General features: G+C 71.7%; 14 protein-coding genes. All 14 read left to right on the top strand.

The annotated features are described in order from the left end of the window. The first annotated feature begins 263 nt into the window (after nucleotides 1-263). The 14 genes from ACZ4A5_RS14050 to ACZ4A5_RS13985 all read left to right on the top strand — a co-directional run bounded on the left by ACZ4A5_RS14050 (nucleotide 264) and on the right by ACZ4A5_RS13985 (nucleotide 19,678). Entirely contained in the window at nucleotides 264-2,024 is a 1,761-nt protein-coding gene (locus tag ACZ4A5_RS14050; RefSeq protein ID WP_467582382.1) for a dolichyl-phosphate-mannose--protein mannosyltransferase, read from the top strand. Nucleotides 2,025-2,217: 193 nt separating this feature from the next. Further along, the gene (locus tag ACZ4A5_RS14045) at nucleotides 2,218-3,834 is read left to right on the top strand and encodes a penicillin-binding transpeptidase domain-containing protein (RefSeq protein WP_467582380.1); all 1,617 of its coding nucleotides are present in this window, start codon (nucleotides 2,218-2,220) and stop codon (nucleotides 3,832-3,834) included. A 424-nt stretch (nucleotides 3,835-4,258) separates the two neighbouring features. After that, entirely contained in the window at nucleotides 4,259-5,104 is an 846-nt protein-coding gene (locus tag ACZ4A5_RS14040) for an EamA family transporter (protein ID WP_467582379.1), read from the top strand. A 182-nt stretch (nucleotides 5,105-5,286) separates the two neighbouring features. After that, nucleotides 5,287-6,165 (top strand): 16S rRNA (cytidine(1402)-2'-O)-methyltransferase, encoded by an 879-nt coding sequence (gene rsmI / locus ACZ4A5_RS14035; RefSeq protein ID WP_467582377.1) that lies wholly within the window; start codon nucleotides 5,287-5,289, stop codon nucleotides 6,163-6,165. Between the two features lie 162 nt (nucleotides 6,166-6,327). Next, the gene (locus ACZ4A5_RS14030; RefSeq protein WP_467582375.1) at nucleotides 6,328-6,792 is read left to right on the top strand and encodes a hypothetical protein; all 465 of its coding nucleotides are present in this window, start codon (nucleotides 6,328-6,330) and stop codon (nucleotides 6,790-6,792) included. 33 nt (nucleotides 6,793-6,825) lie between these two features. Continuing rightward, entirely contained in the window at nucleotides 6,826-7,743 is a 918-nt protein-coding gene (locus ACZ4A5_RS14025) for a TatD family hydrolase (RefSeq protein WP_467582373.1), read from the top strand. 191 nt (nucleotides 7,744-7,934) lie between these two features. Beyond that, complete coding sequence (locus ACZ4A5_RS14020; protein WP_467582450.1) at nucleotides 7,935-9,350, top strand: ubiquitin-like domain-containing protein; 1,416 nt, start codon at nucleotides 7,935-7,937, stop codon at nucleotides 9,348-9,350. Next, nucleotides 9,347-10,219, top strand: coding sequence for a 16S rRNA (adenine(1518)-N(6)/adenine(1519)-N(6))-dimethyltransferase RsmA (gene rsmA / locus ACZ4A5_RS14015; RefSeq protein WP_398870137.1), 873 nt, complete (start codon nucleotides 9,347-9,349; stop codon nucleotides 10,217-10,219). Before ACZ4A5_RS14020 ends, rsmA begins: the two co-directional genes overlap by 4 nt. Nucleotides 10,220-10,433: 214 nt before the next feature. Then, complete coding sequence (locus ACZ4A5_RS14010; protein WP_467582371.1) at nucleotides 10,434-11,351, top strand: 4-(cytidine 5'-diphospho)-2-C-methyl-D-erythritol kinase; 918 nt, start codon at nucleotides 10,434-10,436, stop codon at nucleotides 11,349-11,351. Nucleotides 11,352-11,458: 107 nt separating this feature from the next. Next, nucleotides 11,459-12,268: a helix-turn-helix domain-containing protein gene (locus ACZ4A5_RS14005; RefSeq protein ID WP_467582369.1), complete on the top strand. Its 810-nt coding sequence runs from the start codon at nucleotides 11,459-11,461 to the stop codon at nucleotides 12,266-12,268. Then, entirely contained in the window at nucleotides 12,265-12,444 is a 180-nt protein-coding gene (locus ACZ4A5_RS14000; protein WP_467582367.1) for a DUF397 domain-containing protein, read from the top strand. Before ACZ4A5_RS14005 ends, ACZ4A5_RS14000 begins: the two co-directional genes overlap by 4 nt. Before the next feature lie 107 nt (nucleotides 12,445-12,551). Next, entirely contained in the window at nucleotides 12,552-15,035 is a 2,484-nt protein-coding gene (locus ACZ4A5_RS13995; RefSeq protein ID WP_467582365.1) for an ABC transporter permease, read from the top strand. 97 nt (nucleotides 15,036-15,132) lie between these two features. Next, on the top strand, nucleotides 15,133-16,941 hold the full coding sequence (locus tag ACZ4A5_RS13990; RefSeq protein WP_467582363.1) for an ABC-F family ATP-binding cassette domain-containing protein: 1,809 nt from the start codon (nucleotides 15,133-15,135) through the stop codon (nucleotides 16,939-16,941). Between the two features lie 913 nt (nucleotides 16,942-17,854). Beyond that, complete coding sequence (locus ACZ4A5_RS13985; RefSeq protein WP_467582361.1) at nucleotides 17,855-19,678, top strand: hypothetical protein; 1,824 nt, start codon at nucleotides 17,855-17,857, stop codon at nucleotides 19,676-19,678. The last annotated feature ends 67 nt before the right edge of the window (nucleotides 19,679-19,745 follow it).

The following is a 19,745-nucleotide window of genomic DNA, read 5'->3' as shown; positions in this document are numbered from 1 at the left end:
TCGTGCCGCGCCCGCGCGGCCGGCTGCGGTGCCACCGTCGTCCAGGGCGACGGTGAGCTCCGTCACCTGCCCGCCTCCGTGCTGCGCGTCCCCTGTGGGTGGAGTGGAGGCGTCCCTGCGCCCCGTCGAGCTCGGTGACCCCATGTGCCGTACTGCCTCGGAAGCGGGGAAGGAGCCTGACGGCGGCCTTTCCCGGAGGTCCCCCCAAACCCCCCGCGCGCCGTCCCCAGCACTCCCACAGGCCCGTTCCCTACGATGGCGCGGTGACCAGTGACACCGCTACCCAAGCCCGGCAGGGCCCGACCGCAGACGAGTGGCAGCCTCCGTGGCAGCGCAGACTCGGGCGGTTCGGCTATGCGCGCGGGCCGCAGCCGGACGTGCGGGAGCGGCTCGTGCCGGCGTTCCCCGAGCCCGGTACGCGGGTGTGGGAGCGGCTCGGCGCGGGGCCGGGGAAGGCGCGGCTGCTCGCGCGCTGGTCGGGGTGGACCGGGCCGCTGGTCGTCGCCCTGTTCGCCGGAATCCTCCGCTTCTGGAACCTCGGCAGCCCCAAGGCGGTGATATTCGACGAGACGTACTACGCGAAGGACGCCTGGGCCCTGTGGAAGTACGGCTACGAGGCGAAGTGGCCGGACAACATCAACGACCGGATCATCGCCGGTCACGACCAGATCGCCGACGCCCCCGGCTATGTCGTGCACCCGCCGATGGGCAAGTGGGTCATCGGCGTCGGTGAGTGGCTGTACGGGCTGAACCCTTTCGGCTGGCGTTTCATGGTCGCGGTGCTCGGCACGCTGTCGGTGCTGATGCTGTGCCGCATCGGACGCCGCCTCTTCCGCTCCACCTTCCTCGGCTGCCTCGCGGGCGCCCTGCTCGCCGTCGACGGCCTGCACTTCGTGATGAGCCGCACCTCGCTGCTCGACTCGGTGCTGATGTTCTTCGTGCTGGCGGCCTTCGGCTGCGTCCTGGTGGACCGCGACAAGGCGCGGGCCCGCCTCGCCGCCGCGCTGCCCGTGGACGAGGACGGGCTCGCCCGCCCGGACCCCGCCGTCGGCGGCGGCCTGCGGCTCGGCCTGCGGCCATGGCGGATCGCCGCCGGCGTCTGCCTCGGGCTGGCCTGCGCCACGAAGTGGAACGGCGCCGTCTATCTGGCCGCCTTCGGCCTGCTGACCGTGCTCTGGGACATGGGGTCGCGCCGCCTCGCCGGCGCCCGCCACCCCGCCCTGGCCGCGCTCCGGCGCGACACCCCGTGGGCGTTCCTGGCGACCGTGCCGGTGGCCCTGGCTGTCTACCTCGCGTCGTGGACCGGCTGGTTCGCGGGCAGCGGCACGTACAGCGAGCGGGAGGGCTGGCAGCACAGCGGCTACTACCGGCACTGGGCGGAGACCAGCGGCGGCTACAGCACGGACGGCTTCCTGGCCGGTGTCCTCAACCCGCTGCGCAGCCTGTGGTACTACGAGCACGAGGTGTGGAGGTTCAACACCAACCTCTCCTCGCCGCACACCTATCAGTCCAACCCCTGGAGCTGGCTCGTCCAGTCCCGCCCCGTGTCGTACTTCTACGAGTCCCCGGCGCCCGGCACCGACGGCTGCCCCAAGGACGCGGCCGACAAGTGCGCCCGCGAGGTGCTCGCGCTGGGCACGCCGCTGCTGTGGTGGGCGGCCTGCTTCGCGCTGCTGTATCTGATCTACCGGTGGGGGTTCCGGCGCGACTGGCGCGCGGGCGCGGTGCTGTGCGCGGTCGCGGCGGGCTATCTGCCGTGGTTCATGTGGCAGGAACGCACGATCTTCGTCTTCTACGCCGTCGTCTTCGTGCCGTTCCTGTGCCTGGCCCTCGCGATGATGATCGGGGCGATCCTCGGACCGCCGGGCTCCACGGAGCGGCGCCGGGTCCTCGGCGCGATCGGCGCGGGCACGCTGGTCCTGCTCATCGCCTGGAACTTCGTCTACTTCTACCCCCTCTACACCGGCCGCCCCATCCCCATCGAGGCATGGCGCAACCGGATGTGGTTCGACTCCTGGATCTGACGGCGGTCCGACAGCGATCCGACAGCGATCCGGTAGTGACCTGACGGCGCCGTACATGACGGAGTGCCAGACACGGAGCGGTGGATTCCGGCCATCTCCGCCCCTCCTGTCACCGCAGTCCCGTAGAGTCCCCACGCAGAGGTTTTAATCACCTGATTAAAACCGTGGGTGGGGACCTGTAGGGGGATGGGACATGCGTAAGGGAGCGAAGGCCGCGATCGGGGTCGTGGCCGCGGCCATGGCGGGGGCCGCCGGGCTCGGCGCGTACAACGTCGTGAACGCGGTCACGGACACCTCGGGCGGCCAGGCCGAGGCGGCGCCCGTCAAGACCGGGCCGCCCACGGACGCGGAGGTCGGCAGAACCGCGCGCGACTTCCTCGCGGCCTGGGAGTCGGGCGACGCGAGCAAGGCCGCGGCCCTGACCGACAACGCCGCGGCGGCCACCACCGCCCTCACGGGCTACCGCGAGGCCGCCCACATCGAGAAGGTCAGCTTCAGGCAGGGCAGCGCGACGGGCACCAAGGTGCCCTTCTCCGTCACCGCCGAGGTCGTCCACGGCAAACAGCGCTCCACCTGGACCTACGACTCCTCGCTCGCCGTCGTCCGCGGCAGGTCCACCGGAGCCCCCCTCGTCGACTGGCAGCCCGCGGTCGTCCACCCGCAGCTCGCCCAGGGCGAGTCGCTCGCCACGGAGGCGAGCTCCGCCCCGCAGATCACCGCCGTCGACCGCGACGGCGCGACGCTGGACGCCAAGGACTACCCCTCGCTCACCTCCGTGCTGCCGGAGCTGAGCAGGCGGTACGGGCAGAAGGCCGGCGGCGAACCGGGCGTCGAGGTACGCGCCGTGGGCCCCGCCGGCTCCCACGCCGCCCCCAAGACCCTGCACGTCGTCTCCAAGGGCAAGCCCGCGCAGCTGCGTACGACCATCGACGCGGCCGCCCAGCGCGCCGCCGAGAGTGCCGTCGGCCGGCAGACCGACGCCTCGGTCGTCGCCGTCAAGCCCAGCACCGGCGAGATCCTGGCCATCGCCAACTCGAAGAAGACCGAGTTCAACGCCGCCCTCATGGGCCAGACGCCGCCCGGCTCCACGATGAAGATCATCACCGCGGCGATGCTGCTGGAACAGGGCAAGGCCACCCCGGACAAGCCGGTGCCCTGCCCGAAGTACGCCACCTACGGCATGAAGTTCCACAACGTCGAGGAGAGCGAGAACCCCGGCGCCACCTTCGCCCAGGACTTCGCCGCCTCCTGCAACACCGCCTTCATCTCCTTCGCGGGCGAGGTCCCCGACGGCGCCCTCAGCGCCGAGGCCAGGGATGTCTTCGGCCTCGGCCAGGAGTGGAAGACGGGTCTGCCCAGCTACGACGGCAGCGTCCCCGCCGACCCCGACTCCGGCAAGGCGGCGGCGATGATCGGGCAGGGCCGGGTGCAGATGTCACCGCTGAACATGGCCTCGGTCGCCGCGACCGTACGCGCCGGATCCTTCCACCAGCCCTACGTCGTCGCGCCTTCTCTCGACGACCGCCGGCTCGCGAAGGCGTCCCGTGCGCTGCCCGCGTCCGTCGCCCAGCAGTTGCGCTCGATGATGCGGCTCACCGCCGTCTCCGGGACGGGCAGCCGGGCGATGTCGGGGCTGGGCGACGACATCGGGGCGAAGACGGGGTCGGCGGAGATCGATGGCCAGCCGAAGCCGAATGGGTGGTTCGCGGGGTATCGGGGGGATGTGGCCGCGGCGGCGGTCGTCCCGCAGGGTGGCCATGGCGGGGATTCGGCCGGGCCGATCGTGGCGGCGGTGCTCAGGGCTCGTTGATCTTTTGTTTTCGGCTCTTCCGCCTGCGGCGGGCTTTTCCCCAGCCCCGCCCCTTCCCGAAACTGGGGCGCGTGCCCCAGACCCCAGCAACACGCTTCGCGCGTTGTCCTCAATCGCCGGACGGGCTGGATGTGCGGACCGTAGCCAGCACACTCAGCCCGTCCGGCGATTGAGGACGCGGCCGCAGGCCGCTCCCGCCGCTGGGGGCACCTCTGGGGGCGCCCCCGGACGGAGTCTGGGGGAGGTAGCTGGGGGAGGCAACGGACCGGCAGCCGGGGGCCTGGGGCACGCGCCCCGGTTCGGGAAGGGGCGGGCAGGGGAAAAAGCCCACCGCAGGCGCCCCCCACCGTGATCAGGACAACAGCGGCACCCCCACCCACCCCACTACCGTCCCCCACATGAACCCCCCGCCACAAACAACCGCATGACCCCCGCCGTAGCCACAGCAGTCCTCATCGCGGCGATCACACACGCCAGTTGGAACGCCATAGCCCACGGCATCCGACAGCAACTCCTCGCCTTCACCCTCGTAGGCACCGGCGGCGCCGTCTGCGGCCTCGCGATGCTCCCCTTCGTGCCGGCGCCCGCCGCGGCCGCGTGGCCGTACCTCGCCGCGTCCGCCGTACTGCACGTCGTCTACCAACTCCTGCTCATGCGGTCCTTCACACTCGGCGACTTCGGGCAGATGTACCCGATCGCCCGCGGCAGCGCCCCGCTCGCCGTCACCGTGCTCGCGGCGGCCTTCGCCGGTGAGGTGCCCGGCGGGTGGCAGCTCGCCGGGGTCGCCGTGGCCTCGGCGGGGCTGGTGGGGGTCGCCCTGTGGGGCATCCGCGGCAGCGGTACGCGGCCGCGCTGGCCGGCGATCACCGCGGCCCTCGCCACGGGCCTGGCGATCGCCTCGTACACGGTCGTCGACGGCCTCGGCGTCCGCGCCTCCGGCTCGTCCCTGGGCTACATCGCCTGGCTGATGATCCTCGAAGGGCTCGCGATCCCCGCCTACGCGCTGTACGCCCGCCGCGACCTGCTCACCGCCCTCCGCCCTTACGCGGTACGGGGGTTGCTCGGCGGCCTGCTGTCCGTCTTCGCGTACGGCCTGGTGCTCTGGGCCCAGACCCGCGCCGAACTCGCCCCCATCGCCGCCCTCCGCGAATCCTCGATCATCGTGGGCGCGGCCATCGGCACGATCTTCCTCAAGGAACGCTTCGGAGCGCCGAGAATCGCGGCGGCGGGCTTGATGGTCCTGGGCATCGGCTTGATGCTGACGGGCTAGCCCTTTCAGCCCGTCCGGCGTTCGAGGAGGACGCGCGAAGCGTGTCGCGGGGGTCCGGGGCGCGTAGCCCAGGTTCCGGGAAGGGGCGGGGCTGGGGAAAAAGCCCGTCGCAGGCGCCACCCACGCACCCCCCGCCGCGGATGCCCGCCGCCACCCCGCCCCACCCCTGAGAGGATGGAGGCGTGACCGGAACGCTCGTACTCGCAGGTACCCCCATCGGTGACGTCACAGACGCACCCCCCCGCCTCGCCCAGGAACTCCTCGCCGCCGAAGTGATCGCCGCCGAGGACACCCGCCGGCTGCGCCGCCTCACCCAGGCGCTCGGCGTGCACACCACCGGCCGCGTGGTGTCGTACTTCGAGGGCAACGAGTCGGCCCGCACCCCCGAGCTCGTCGAGGCGCTGGCCGGTGGCGCGCGGGTGCTGCTGGTGACCGACGCGGGGATGCCCTCCGTCTCCGACCCCGGCTATCGCCTGGTCGCCGCCGCCGTGGAGCGGGACATCAAGGTCACGGCCGTGCCGGGGCCCTCCGCGGTGCTGACGGCGCTCGCGGTGAGCGGGCTGCCGGTGGACCGGTTCTGCTTCGAGGGATTCCTGCCCCGCAAGGCGGGCGAGCGGCTCGGACGGCTGCGCGAGGTCGCGGACGAGCGCCGGACGCTGGTGTATTTCGAGGCGCCGCACCGGCTGGACGACACTCTGGCCGCCATGGCCGAGGCGCTGGGCGCCGACCGCCGCGCCGCGGTGTGCCGCGAGCTGACGAAGACCTATGAGGAGGTCAAGCGCGGCCCCCTGAAGGAGCTCGCCGCCTGGGCCGCCGAGGGCGTGCGCGGCGAGATCACCATCGTGGTCGAGGGCGCCGCCGAGCCCGGCCCGCAGGATCTCGACGCGACCGAGCTGGTGCGCAGGGTGCGGGTGCGGGAGGAGGCGGGGGAGCGACGCAAGGAGGCCATTGCGGCCGTGGCTGCGGAAGCAGGCCTACCCAAGCGAGAGGTGTTCGATGCCGTCGTGGCGGCAAAAAATGCCGCCCAGCCGGGCCCATCGGCGGGTAAAGGACTATCGTGAAAAGCAAAGCTTAGGCCGCGTGGCCAGGCACTTTGGATAGTGCGCCGCCAAGTTTGCCCCAATTCGGGACAGGGCTGCTGCGTTACCGCCGGGATAGGCGTTCCCTGTACGTGGGACGTCCGATCCCGGAGATAACTTGTCCTCAGGACAAGAGGAGCTGCCATGAGCGAGATCGCAGGAACCTCGAACGGTGTCCGGCCGATAGCCACCCGGCCCCCGGTGCCCGCGCAGGGTGCAGTCGAGCCTGCCCACGAGTCGTACTCCTTCGCGTGCATGCGATGCGGGCACGGCTGGGAGCAGTCGTACGAGATCCAGCACCACACCGACGCCGAGGGCCGGCCCTTCGTGGTCTATTACGCGGACGGCGCGCGCGTTCCGTCGCCGCTGACCAACCCCACCTGCGAGAACTGCGGCGAGCACGTCGTGCGCATCATGCGCTCCGGCCGGGTGTCCAAGATCGCCGATGTGCTGCACGCCCCGGCGAAGTCCGCCGTGCCGGCCACAGGCCAGGCCCCCGCGGGCCCGCTCGCGGCCGCGCCGGGTGAGCCCTCCGGGACGCCGGAGCACGGGCACGAGCACCACTGGCACCTGTCGGACCTGCTGCACCCCTTCCACCACCGGAAGTGAGCCCTCCCCGCCGCGATCTCTAGAATCGCGTGCATGGCGGCGACAGCATCGAACAGCGGCAACTCCGGCGGCAAGCGGAACCAGAACGACAAGGACGTCCCTCCGCCGCTCCCGGAGCCGCTGGCGGTGCCCGTCGCCGACTCCCACACCCACTTGGACATGCAGCAGGGCACGGTCGAAGAAGCCCTGGCCAAAGCCGCGTCGGTGGGCGTGACCACGGTCATCCAGGTCGGGTGCGACGTGGCGGGCTCCACGTGGGCGGCCGAGACGGCCGCCGCGCACGAGAGCGTCTGGGCCGCGGTGGCCCTGCACCCCAACGAAGCCCCCCGGATCGTGCTCGGCGACCCCGACGGCTGGTCCCGGCAGGGTGCCCGCGCGCCCGGCGGCGACGCCGCCCTGGACGCGGCCCTGGAGCGGATAGACGCCCTGGCCGCGCTGCCGCACGTGCGCGGCGTGGGCGAGACGGGCCTCGATTATTTCCGCACCGGCCCCGAGGGCATGGCCGCCCAGGAGCGCTCCTTCCGCCGCCACATCGACATCGCCAAGCGGCACGGCAAGGCCCTGGTCATCCACGACCGCGAGGCCCATGACGACGTCCTGCGGGTGCTGCGCGAGGAGGGCGCGCCCGAGACGGTCGTCTTCCACTGCTACTCCGGCGACGCCGAGATGGCCAAGGTCTGCGCCGAGGCGGGCTACTACCTCTCGTTCGCCGGGAACGTCACCTTCAAGAACGCCCAGCACCTCCGTGACGCACTCGCCGTGGCCCCGCTCGACCGGATCCTGGTGGAGACCGACGCGCCCTTCCTGACCCCGATGCCGTATCGCGGACGGCCCAACGCGCCGTACCTCATTCCGGTCACTTTGCGCGCGATGGCCGGCTACCGCGGCATCGCGGAGGACGCCCTGGCCACGGCGGTCGCCGAGAACACCGCAAGGGTGTTCGGATACTGACGCATGAGTGTGCGACACAGTGTGACGATCTGACTTTGGAGAGTGACCCTCCCTCCGCTACAGTCCCGGGCCGATAGCTCGACCCAGGGGAGTGTCGCGTGACTCATGCACCGGGCAGCCCCCGTGCCGCACGTCGCGGTGCGCCGGAAGCACCGCCGCTTTACGACCTGTACAACCCGTACGAGTCCGCCATGCCGTACGGCACCTACGCCCCGTACGTGCCCTACGACGTGCCCGACGACGACCGCTACGGGATATACGAGCCGCCGGTCACCGGCCCCTACGACCCCTTCCTGCCCGAACCCCGGGAGGCCGGGCCGTACGAGCCGCAGGACCTCCACGACGTCCACGACCTGCCGCACCTGCCCCGCCAGCCGCTCGCCCCGCAGGCCCCCGACGAGCCCGCGGCCGACGCCCAGGAGGCCCCAGAGGCCCCCGAGGCCCCCGTGGGCTCCGCGCCCTCCCGCGGGGCTTCCCGGCGGGCCGCCGGGCGCCGCAAGCGGACCGGTGAGCGCCCCGACGCCCTGCGCAAGCTGCTCCCGCAGGCCCTCGTGGTGGCCTTCCTCGCCGGCGGCACGTCCTCCTTCATCGCCGCCGACAAGACCGTCCGGCTCGACGTCGAGGGCAAGACCCGCACGCTGCACACCTTCGCCGACAACGTCGACGAGCTCCTCGCCGACCAGCACGTCCCCCTCGGCGAACACGACGCCGTCACCCCCGGCCACGGCCACGGCCTCACCGGCGGCGACGAGATCTCCGTCCGCTACGGCCGCCCCGTCGCCCTCACCCTCGACGGCCAGCACCACCAGGTGTGGACCCACGCCCGCACCGTCGACGGCGCCCTGCGCGAGCTCGGCGTACGGGCGGAGGGCGCCTATCTCTCCACCCCTCGCACCGCCCCCATCTCCCGCCACGGCCTCGACCTCGACGTGCGCACCGAGCGCACCGTCACCTTCATGGCCGACGGCCGCGAGCGCACCATCCGCACCAACGCCGCCACCGTCCACGAGGCCGTCGAGGCCGCCGGCATCACCCTGCACGGCCAGGACACCACCTCCGTGGACCCCGACAGCTTCCCCCGCGAGGGTCAGACGATCTCCGTCATGCGGATCACCGGCACCGAGGAGGTCCGCGAGACCCCCATCGACTTCGACACCGAGCGGCACGACGACGCCACGCTCTACAAGGGCACCGAGGTCGTCTCCCAGCGCGGTGAGAAGGGCGTCCAGCGCACCACCTACGCCCTGCGCATCGTCAACGGCGTCAAGCAGAAGCCCACCAAGCTCTCCTCCGAGACCGTCCGCGAACCCCGCACCGAGATCATCAGGGTCGGCACCAAGCCCCGCCCCACCAGCGTCCAGGGCGCCGACGGGCTCAACTGGAGCGGCCTCGCCCAGTGCGAGGCCGGCGGGCGGCCTGACGCCGTCGACCCCTCGGGCACCTACGGCGGCCTCTATCAGTTCGACGTCCGCACCTGGCAGTCCCTCGGCGGCAACGGCCGCCCCCAGGACGCGCCCGCCTCCGAGCAGACCCTCCGGGCCAAGAAGCTGTACGTCAGCCGGGGGGCGACCCCGTGGCCCGTGTGCGGCCGTAAACTTCACGGGTGAGCTCCAGCCCCAGCACAGACGACTCCGGCGCCCTGCTCGGCCCCGCAGACATCCGCGAGCTGGCCGCAGCCTTGGGGGTACGCCCCACCAAGCAGCGCGGCCAGAACTTCGTGATCGACGCCAACACCGTCCGGCGCATCGTCCGGACCGCCGAGGTGCGGCCCGACGACGTCGTCGTCGAGGTCGGCCCCGGACTCGGGTCCCTGACCCTCGCCCTGCTGGAGGCCGCCGACCGGGTCACCGCCGTCGAGATCGACGACGTCCTCGCCGCCGCCCTCCCCGCGACCATCGCCGCTCGGCTGCCCGCCCGTGCCGACCACTTCGCACTCGTGCACAGCGACGCCATGCACGTCACCGAACTCCCCGGGCCCGCGCCCACGGCCCTCGTCGCCAACCTGCCGTACAACGTCGCCGTGCCCGTCCTGCTCCACATGCTCGCCCAGTTCCCCACCATCGAGCGCACCCTCGTCATGGTCCAGGCCGAGGTCGCCGACCGCCTCGCCGCGGCCCCCGGCTCCAAGGTCTACGGCGTGCCGTCCGTGAAGGCCGCCTGGTACGCCCATGTGAAGCGGGCCGGGTCCATCGGGCGCAATGTCTTCTGGCCGGCGCCCAATGTCGACTCCGGGCTTGTGTCCTTGGTGCGGCGCGAGAAGCCGATCGAGACGACGGCGAGCCGGGCCGAGGTCTTCGCGGTGGTGGACGCGGCGTTCGCGCAGCGGCGCAAGACGCTGCGGGCGGCTCTGTCCGGTTGGGCGGGGTCCGCGGCGGCGGCGGAGGCGGCGTTGGTCGCGGCCGGGGTCTCGCCGCAGGCGCGGGGGGAGTCGTTGACGGTGGATGAGTTCGTGGCGATTGCTGAGCACAAGGTGTAGCGGTTTTTGTCTGCGGGTGCGTTGCTGGTTGCGGTTCGGGTGGCCTCAATCGCCGGCCGGGCTTTGGTTGTGGTGGGGTTCGCCGTTGTCCGGTGCGGGTCCGCTCCCGCCGCAGGCGGCGAACCGGCCCGCAGCCGGGGGCCTGGGGCGCGAGCCCCAGTCAGGAACCCGTCGATAACATCGACTCCCACACCGACCCGAGGAGCCAGCCGAAGTGACCGCCGTCACCGTCCGCGTACCCGCCAAGGTCAACGTCCAGCTCGCAGTGGGCGGCGCCCGCCCGGACGGATTCCACGGCCTGGCCAACGTCTTCCTCGCCGTCGGCCTCCACGACGAGATCACCGTCGAGGAAGCCGACACCCTGAAGATCACCTGCGCGGGACCGGACGCGGCGCAGGTCCCCCTGGACGCCACCAACCTCGCGGCGCGCGCGGCGCTCGCACTCGGCGCGCGATATGGACGCGAGCCCCGGGTCCACATCCACATCGCCAAGGACATCCCCGTCGCGGGCGGCATGGCCGGCGGCAGTGCCGACGGCGCGGGCGCGCTGCTCGCCTGCGACGCGCTGTGGGGTACGGGCGCCTCCCGCGAGGAGCTGCTCGACATCTGCGCCGAGCTCGGCAGCGACGTCCCCTTCAGCCTCGTCGGCGGGGCCGCGCTCGGGCGTGGCCGGGGCGAGATCCTCACGCCGCTGCCCGTCGGCGGCACGTTCCACTGGGTCTTCGCCGTCGCCGACGGCGGGCTCTCCACGCCCGCCGTCTACGCCGAGTGCGACCGGCTGCGCGTCGCCTCCGGTACGGGCGCCACCTCCGCCGACGTACCCGAACCCGAGCCCACGCCCGCCCTCCTCGAAGCCCTCCGCACCGGCGATCCGCTCGCCCTCGCCGCCTCGGTCTCCAACGACCTCCAGGCCGCCGCCCTCTCCCTCCGCCCCTCCCTCTCCGCCACCCTCGCGGCCGGTACGGACGCGGGCGCCCTGGCCGCCATGGTCTCCGGCTCCGGCCCCACCACCGCGTTCCTGGTACAGGACGCCGAATCCGCCGAGAAGGTCGCCGACGCCCTCCGCGCCTCCGGTACGTGCCGCGCCGTACGCGTGACCTCCGGCCCGGTCCCGGGTGCGACCGTGCTGTAGCCCGTTCACCCGTGCGGGCAGAATTCCTTCGAATTGGTCCTGTATGCGGCTTGCCCGTGCCTAGCCTCCGTTGGTACCGACGAGGTACGAAGGGCAAGGGTGCTGGCATGGGTGATCACTCGCAGCCGCCGATGGCATGGCGGCTGTCCGGAAACCAGGTCAAGCTGTGGCGGGTCGAAGCGAACATCTCCCGTGAGGAGTTGGCGGAAGAATCCGGCTACGGCGCCGAAACCATCAAGTCCATGGAGCAGGGGAGGCGGCGGCCTACCCAGCATCTCCTGGAGATCGCCGACGAGTTGTGCCGCGCGAAGGGGAAGCTGGCGGCTGTTCACCCGTATCTGGAGCCGGAGCAATTCGTCAGCCGTGTACGTGAGTACATGGAGATCGAGGCCGAGGCGATCGCCTTCCACTGGTACGAGGTGCTGCTGATCCCCGGTCTTTTGCAGACCGAGGAGTACGCGCGGGCGCTCATGGCCGGTCACTGCCCTCCTGTGGATGACGAGACGGTGGAAGCGCGAGTGGTGGCTCGTATGCAGCGCCAGGAACTGCTGAAGAGGGCGACCACCCTGTTCGGTTTCGTGATCCACGAGGCCGCCCTGCGGGGGCTGGTGGGTGGGCCCGGGGTGATGAAGCGACAGCTCGAACATCTGCTGGTGGTGGCGGAGTTGCGCAACGTATCCATCCAGGTGCTGCCCCTCGGTCAAGATACCGGCCCGGGGATCGGTGGTTCGTTCACAGTGATGGAGACCCCGGGGCACAAGATCTACGGCTATCAAGAGGCGCAGGGAGCCAGCACTCTGCACGCAGACCCGGCAAGGACGAGCGATCTCATGAAGCGTCATGTCCTGATCCGCATGCAGGCTCTGAGTACCGAGGATTCGGTGCAGTTCATCGGAAGGGTGGCAGCGGAGCTGTGAGCGCATGGTTCAAGTCCAGCTACAGCGACGAAGAAGGCGCGCAATGCGTCGAAGTCGCCGCCCTCCCCGACACCATCCACATACGGGACTCCAAGCGCAAAGAAGGCCCCAGAATCACCATAGGCACCCACGCCTGGGCAACCTTCGTCACCTACGCCGCCACGAGTGAGCGGTAGGGCTAACCCCACCCCCACTCACCCGCTGTTCCCATGGGCCGGAACCCCGCCGCTCCCTAGCGTGGATCCGTAACCAGGACAGTGAGCAAAAAGGGGCGTGGCCGTCGATGATGGGGAAGCTCGCAGCGAGATCGCTGCGGTATCGAATAGGCGGATTCACCGCCACCTTCCTCGCTCTCTTCATCGGCGCCACGCTCGTCATGGCCTGCGGCGGGCTGATGGAGACCGGTCTCCGGAACAACGTCCCGCCGCAGCGCCTCGCGGGCGCGGACCTGCTCGTCACCGGTGACCGTACGCACGAGGTGCGGACGAGCAAGAAGCACACGAAGAAGACGACGCTTCCCGAACGGGTCGAGATCCCGGCCGAGTTGGCCGAAAGGGTACGGGCTGTGCCCGGGGTCCGTACGGCGGTCGGGGAGCGGACCTTCGACACGGCGGTGCTCGGCAAGGAGGCCCCCGCGAAAGCGGAGGCGCACGGGTGGGAGTCGGCGGCGCTCACCCCGTACGCGCTGACCTCCGGCAGCGCGCCGGCCGAGAACGAGGTCGTCCTCGACGCGGCGCTCGCGCGGCGGGCGGGGGCCGGAGTGGGGGACCGGGTACGGATCGCGGCGCACGGCGGCTCCGCCGCGTACCGCGTGAGCGGTGTGGCCGCCGCGCGGGACGTGCCCCGGGCCACGCTGTTCTTCTCCGCGTCCGACGCGGTGACGCTCTCCGGGCGGCCGGACACGGTCGCCGACATCGCGGTGACCCTCGCGCCGGGCGCGGACCGGGGCGCCGTGCGCAAGGGCGTCGCCGAGGCCCTCGCGGGGCAGGGCGTCAGCCTGTTCACCGGCGACGACCGCGGCGCGGTCGAGCACCCTGAGGTGCTCCAGGGCGGCGAGGACCTGGTCGCGCTCTCGGGGCCGGTCGGCGGGCTGGTCGTGCTGGTGGCGATGTTCGTCGTGGCCGGTACGGTCTCGCTCTCCGCGCAGCAGCGCGGCCGCGAACTCGCCCTGCTGCGGGCGATCGGCACGACCCCGCGCCAGCTGCGGCGCATGCTGCTGGGCGAGACCCTGATGGTCATGCTGCTCGCCGCGGCGGCGGCCTGGCCCGCGGGGCCGGTGGTGGGGCGGTGGCTCTACGGGGCGCTGGTCGACAGCGGCATGATCGCGGACACGGTCGAGTTCAGCCAGGGCTGGATCCCGGCGATGCCGGCGTACGGGGCGCTGCTGCTGACGGCCGTGGCCGGCAGCCTGCTCGGCAGCGCGCGGGCGGTCAAGGCCAGGCCCGTGGAGGCGCTGGGCGAGGCGGCCGCGCCGAAGGACCGGCTGCATCCCGTACGCATCGCCGCGGGGCTGCTGTTCCTCGCCGGTACGGTCGCGCTGGTACTGGTCACCGCGCTCGTCCTGCGCGGCCCGATGGCCGCGAGCACGGCGGGCCCGACGGTGATGTGCTGCGCGATCGGGCTGGCGCTGCTGGGACCGTGGTTCACCAAGGCGGTCACCGTCCTGCTCCACTGGCCCGTACGCCTCCTCGCCGGCGCCTCCGGCAGGCTGGCCGTCCTCAACTGCCGCGCCCGCGCGGCCAGGACGGCGGCGATCGCGACCCCGGTCATGCTGGCCAGCGGCATCGCGACCGGCATGCTCTACCTCCAGACGACCACGGCGGCCGCGACGGACAAGGCGTTCACCGAGAACCTGCGGGCCGACGCGGTGATCACGACCGCGGCGGGCGGCGTGGACCCGGGGCTCCTCGCCCGCGTACGCGCCCTGCCGGGCGTCACGGCCGCCGGGGCGTACGTCACGAGCACCGGCTACACCGGCGGCGACCCCAAGGGCCTGCCCTTGCAGGGCGTCAGCGCGGACGCCGTCACCCGGACCCTCGCGACCGAGGCGACGGCGGGCAGCCTGCGCGACCTGCGCGGCGCGGCGGTCGCGCTCCCCGAGAGCGTCGCGCGCCACCTCCACCGCGCGGTGGGCGACAGCATGCGGCTGCGACTCGGCGACGGCTCCGTGGCGGACGTGCGCGTCGCCGCCCTCTTCAAGCCCCGCGAGGGCTTCGAGACGCTCCTCACCAGCGCGGAACTCCTCGCTCCGCATACGACGGCGGGCCTGCCCTCCCAGATCCTGGTCCGCACCGCTCCGGGCACGGACCTCTCCGCTGTCGCGGGCCCCGGTGTGAAGATCAGCGGCCGCGACGCCGTACTGGCCGCGCACGCGCGCGGCGGCCGGACGCAGGCGTCGGTCAACTACCTGGTCATCGCGATGCTCGTCGGCTACACGGCGCTGTCCGTGGTGAACACCAACGCTGTCTCCGTGGGCAACCGACGGGGTGAGCTGGCGCTCCAGCGGCTTGTGGGGGCCACGAGGTTCCAGGTGCTTCGGGTGATGGCGGTGGAGGCGTTGTTCGTGGCGGGGGTGGGGCTGGTGCTGGGGGGTGTCGCGGCGGCGACGGCGCTTCTTCCCTTCGGGGCGGCGGTCTCCTGTGGGGTGGCCGGGCCGGCGGCGATCTGGCTCGCGGTGGTGGGCGGGGGGTTCGGGGTGACCCTGCTTTCCGTTCTCGGGCCGACGGTGTGGGTGCTGCGGTCCCGGCCGGTGGAGGCGGTGGGGTAAGGGGAGGGGGCTTGGGTGCGGGTCCGTTGCCGCCTGCGGCGGGAGCACCACAGACCACTCCGACTACCCTGGAAAGCCGATCACCCAAAGGAGCGGAATGGCCACCAACCTCGTCAATCTGGAAGCCGTCGAAAAGGTGTACGGCACACGTGCCCTCCTCGACGGCGTCTCCCTCGGAGTCAACGAGGGTGACCGGATCGGCGTCGTCGGCCGTAACGGCGACGGCAAGACCACGCTCATCCGCATCCTCGCCAAGCTGGAGACGGCCGACAAGGGCCGGGTCACCCACGCCGGCCACCTGCGCCTCGGCGTGCTCACGCAGCACGACTCGCTCGACCCTAAGGCCACGGTCCGGCACGAGGTCATCGGCGACATGGCCGATCACGAGTGGGCGGGCGACGCCAAGATCCGGGACGTGCTGACGGGCCTGTTCGGCGGCCTGGACCTGCCCGGGTTCGAGGGCGGTCTGGACACGGTCATCGGCCCGCTGTCGGGCGGTGAGCGGCGCCGCATCGCGCTCGCGAAGCTGCTGATCGCGGAGCAGGACATGATCGTCCTGGACGAGCCCACCAACCACCTCGACGTGGAGGGCATCTCCTGGCTGGCGGCCCACCTGCGGGCGCGCCGCTCGGCGCTGGTGTGCGTGACGCACGACCGCTGGTTCCTGGACCAGGTCTGCACCCGCATGTGGGACGTGCAGCGCGGCGACGTGCACGACTACGAGGGCGGCTACAGCGACTACGTCTTCGCCCGGGCCGAGCGGGAGCGGATCGCCGCGACCGAGGAGGCCAAGCGGCAGAACCTGATGCGCAAGGAGCTCGCCTGGCTGCGGCGCGGCGCCCCGGCGCGTACGAGCAAGCCGCGGTTCCGCATCGAGGCGGCCAACGAGCTGATCGCGGACGTGCCGCCGCCGCGCGACACCGCGGAGCTGATGAAGTTCGCGAACAGCCGGCTCGGCAAGACGGTCTTCGAGCTGGAGAACGTCTCCGTGCAGGCCGGCCCCAAGGAACTGATCAAGCACCTGACCTGGCAGCTCGGTCCGGGCGACCGCATCGGTCTGGTCGGCGTGAACGGCGCGGGCAAGACATCACTGCTGCGCGCGCTCGCCGAGGCGGCCCGTACGCAGGGCGAGAAGCAGCCGGCGGCCGGGAAGATCGTCGTCGGCAAGACGGTCAAGCTCGCGTACCTCTCGCAGGAGGTCGGCGAACTCGACCCCACGAAGCGGGTCCTGGAGGCCGTCCAGCAGGTGCGGGACCGGGTCGACCTCGGCAAGGGCCGGGAGATGACCGCCGGGCAGCTCTGCGAGAAGTTCGGCTTCACCAAGGAGAAGCAGTGGACGCCCGTCGGTGACCTCTCCGGCGGTGAGCGCCGCAGGCTCCAGATCCTGCGCCTGCTGATGGACGAGCCCAACGTCCTCTTCCTCGACGAGCCGACCAACGACCTCGACATCGAGACCCTGACCCAGCTGGAGGACCTCCTCGACGGCTGGCCCGGCTCCATGATCGTCATCAGCCACGACCGCTACTTCATCGAGCGCACCACCGACCGCGTCTACGCCCTCCTCGGCGACAAGGCCCTGCGGATGCTGCCGCGTGGCCTCGACGAATACCTCGAGCGGCGGCAGCGGGTCATCGAGGCTGCCGTACCCGCTGCCGCTCCGGCCGCTGCGGCTCCCGCGAAGTCCGTGAAGTCCGCGGGGGATGCGCGGGCGGCGAAGAAGGAGCTTCAGAAGATCGAGCGGCGGCTCGACCGGATCTCGGACCAGGAGACGAAGCTGCACGCTTCGATCGCGGAGCGGGCCACTGATTTCGCTGCTGTGGCGAAGCTTGACGCGGAGCTGCGGGAGTTGGCGGGGGAGCGGGAGGAATTGGAGCTGCGCTGGCTGGAGTTGGCGGAGGACGCGTAGCGTTGCTTGTTCCTGGGGTGGGCGTGGCCTGCGGGTGCGTTGCCGCCTGCGGCGGGGGCGCCGTTGTCTGGTGCGGGTTTCGTTGCCGCCTGCGGCGGGAGCGCCGTTGCCTTGTGCGGGTTCGTTGCCGCCTGCGGGTCCGTTGCGCCTGCGGCGGGCGGCCTCAAGCGCCGGCCGGGCTGGGTTGTGGGGTTCGCCGTTGTTTGGTGCGGGGGCACGCCCTGCGGGCGTGGCCTCAATCGCCGGCCGGGCTTGGGTGTGTGGTGGGTGCCGGGGGTGGGTCTTCCGGGCTGAGGACCTGGAACGCGGTGCGCTGCGGGTCTCCCGCACTGAGTGCCCCGAATTCGCACCGCGTTCCAGAACCCCACCCTCCAGCCCCACCCCCTCCCACCGGAGGGCACGTGCGGGACGTGTCCGCTTCGGGGTTCGTATTCAGCCCGTCCGGGGTGCTCATTCCGGCCCGGATACGCCGGTCTTTTTCTTTTCAGCCCGTCCGGCGTTTGAGGACGCGGCCGCAGGCCGCTCCCGCCGCAGGCGGCAATGGATCTGCACACGGGGGTCTGGGGCACGCGCCCCAGTTTCGGGAAGGGGCGGGGCTGGGGAACAAGCCCGCCGCAGGCGACAGCAGGCCCGCACCCAGAAGCGGGGAGCCCGCCGCACGGCGCCTGGCCGGAAACCGCCCCGGCGGAAAACCTCGCAACGGTCTCGTCACGGCAAGCCCCCCAACCCCAGTAACCGCACCTGACACCCCGGAATCGGGTGATACAAAAGACATCCGCTCGCCTGCCGCCCGACTGGCGGGATGCGCGCCCGATTCGCTCCTTCCCGGTGGAATTTCGGTCGTTTTCGGCCATGGTCACCGGGAGCGCGGGGGAGAACGGACGGGTGCCGCACCCGCGTAAAGAGGAAGCTGATGTCACAGCCGCCCCAGCCGCCCAACCAGCCGCCAGGGGTCCCCCCGGCGCAGCCAGGCGGAGGCTTCGGAGCGCCGAACCCCTCGTACGGCTACCCGCCGGCGCCGCCGCAGGGCGGGCCGGGCTACGGCTACCCGCCCCCGGCCGCCCCACAGGGCCCGCCGCAGACACCTCCGCCCCCGGCACTCCAGAAGCCCCAGACACCTCCGCCCCCGCCGCCGAGCGCCCCGCAGGGACCGCCGCCGGCCGGCTACGGCTACCCCGGCCAGCCCGGACCGCCGCCCGGTGCGCCGCAGGGATTCGGCGCTCCCCAGCCGCCGCAGGGATTCGGCCAACCGGGCACGGGGCAGGGCTTCGGCGCGTACCCTCCCGGCCCTCCCAGCCCCGGCAACGGCAATGGCGACGGCAACGGCCGCGGAAAGCAGCGCCTGGCGGTCATCGTCTCCGCCGCCGTCGCGCTGGCACTCGTCGTCGGCGGTGGCATCTGGTACGCCGCTTCCGGCAGTGGCGGCAAGGACGATCAGGCCAAGAAGAGCAGCGACAGCTCCCACCCGGGCGGTGACGACAGCAGCGGGTCCAAGCCCAAGGCCGTCGACGGGAAGCTGCTGTTCAGCGTGCCGTCGCAGGACGTCAAGGACATGGTCCACGCCCAGGGCATGTGGGCCACCGACCAGGTCGTCGCCAAGGCGGACGTCTACAAGGTCACCGGCTACGGCCTGTCGGGCGGCAAGAAGTGGGAGATCCCGGTCGACGGCGCGATCTGCTGGGCCAATCCGCAGGCCACGGCCGACGGCAAGGCCGTCATCCTGGTCAGCGACGGCAAGCAGACCGATGACAAGCCCTACGGCGGGCCCTGCACGCAGGTCGTCGCCCTCGACCTGAACAAGGGCACCAAGCTCTGGCAGAAGACCGCCAAGACCGGCGACAAGGACATGACCTTCAGCGAGGTCACCATCGGCGGTGGCACCGTCGCCGCGGGCGGTCCCACCGGTGGCGCCGCCTGGACGCTGGACGGGGGCAAGGAGCTGTGGAAGCCCAAGGACGGTGACGACTGCAAGGACGCCGGCTACGGCGGCGGCGACAAGCTCGTGGCCGTACGCCGCTGCGGCGACTACCAGCGGCCGCAGCTGAGCATCCAGACCCTCGACCCCAAGTCGGGCGGGGTCAAGTCCGAGTTCAAGATGCCGATGGGCCTGAACTACCCGCACATCGCGTCCACCGACCCGCTGGTCGTGGCCGTCTCCGCGGGTGACTCCACCGGCAACGGCGCCTCGGACTTCATGGCGATCGACGACAGCGCCAAGGAAGGCAAGCTGAAGTCGAAGATCTCCACGGGCAACGGCGAATACGAGCCCAAGTGCCCGGCCACGGAGGTGGAGGGCTGCACGAAGATCTCCGTCGTCAAGGACACGCTCTACCTCCCGACCAAGCAGCACTCCTCGGGCGACTCCGACCAGCCCGGCCAGGTCAACGAGATCATCGCCTTCGACCTGAACTCCGGCCAGACCAAGGGCAAGACCGAGGGCGTCCCCGGTGCCCAGCTGATGCCGCTCGGTGTCGACAAGGACGGCTACGCGATCGCCTATCAGAACGCGACCTACAAGGGTGGCGGGCAGGTGCTGCGCATCGACCCCAAGACGTACAAGGCCGATGTGCTGCTGAAGAACGGCGACGATTCGGCCAAGGTCGAGCAGGACCTCTCCCCGCAGTTCAAGCAGGGGATCTGGGCGCAGGGCCGGCTCTTCCTCGGCTCGGACTTCGTCCACAAGCCGACCCCCGGCCTGGACCGCGAGAACCTGATGGCGGTCTTCGGCGGAAGCTGATCCCACCGGGCGGAACGGCCGGTACCGGAAGTTGACGCCGGGGCCGGCCGTACCTCCTGGCGTAGCG

It is taken from the genome of Streptomyces sp. NPDC025618 (assembly GCF_055558795.1).
This window is presented reverse-complemented; position numbering and strand designations above follow the sequence as displayed.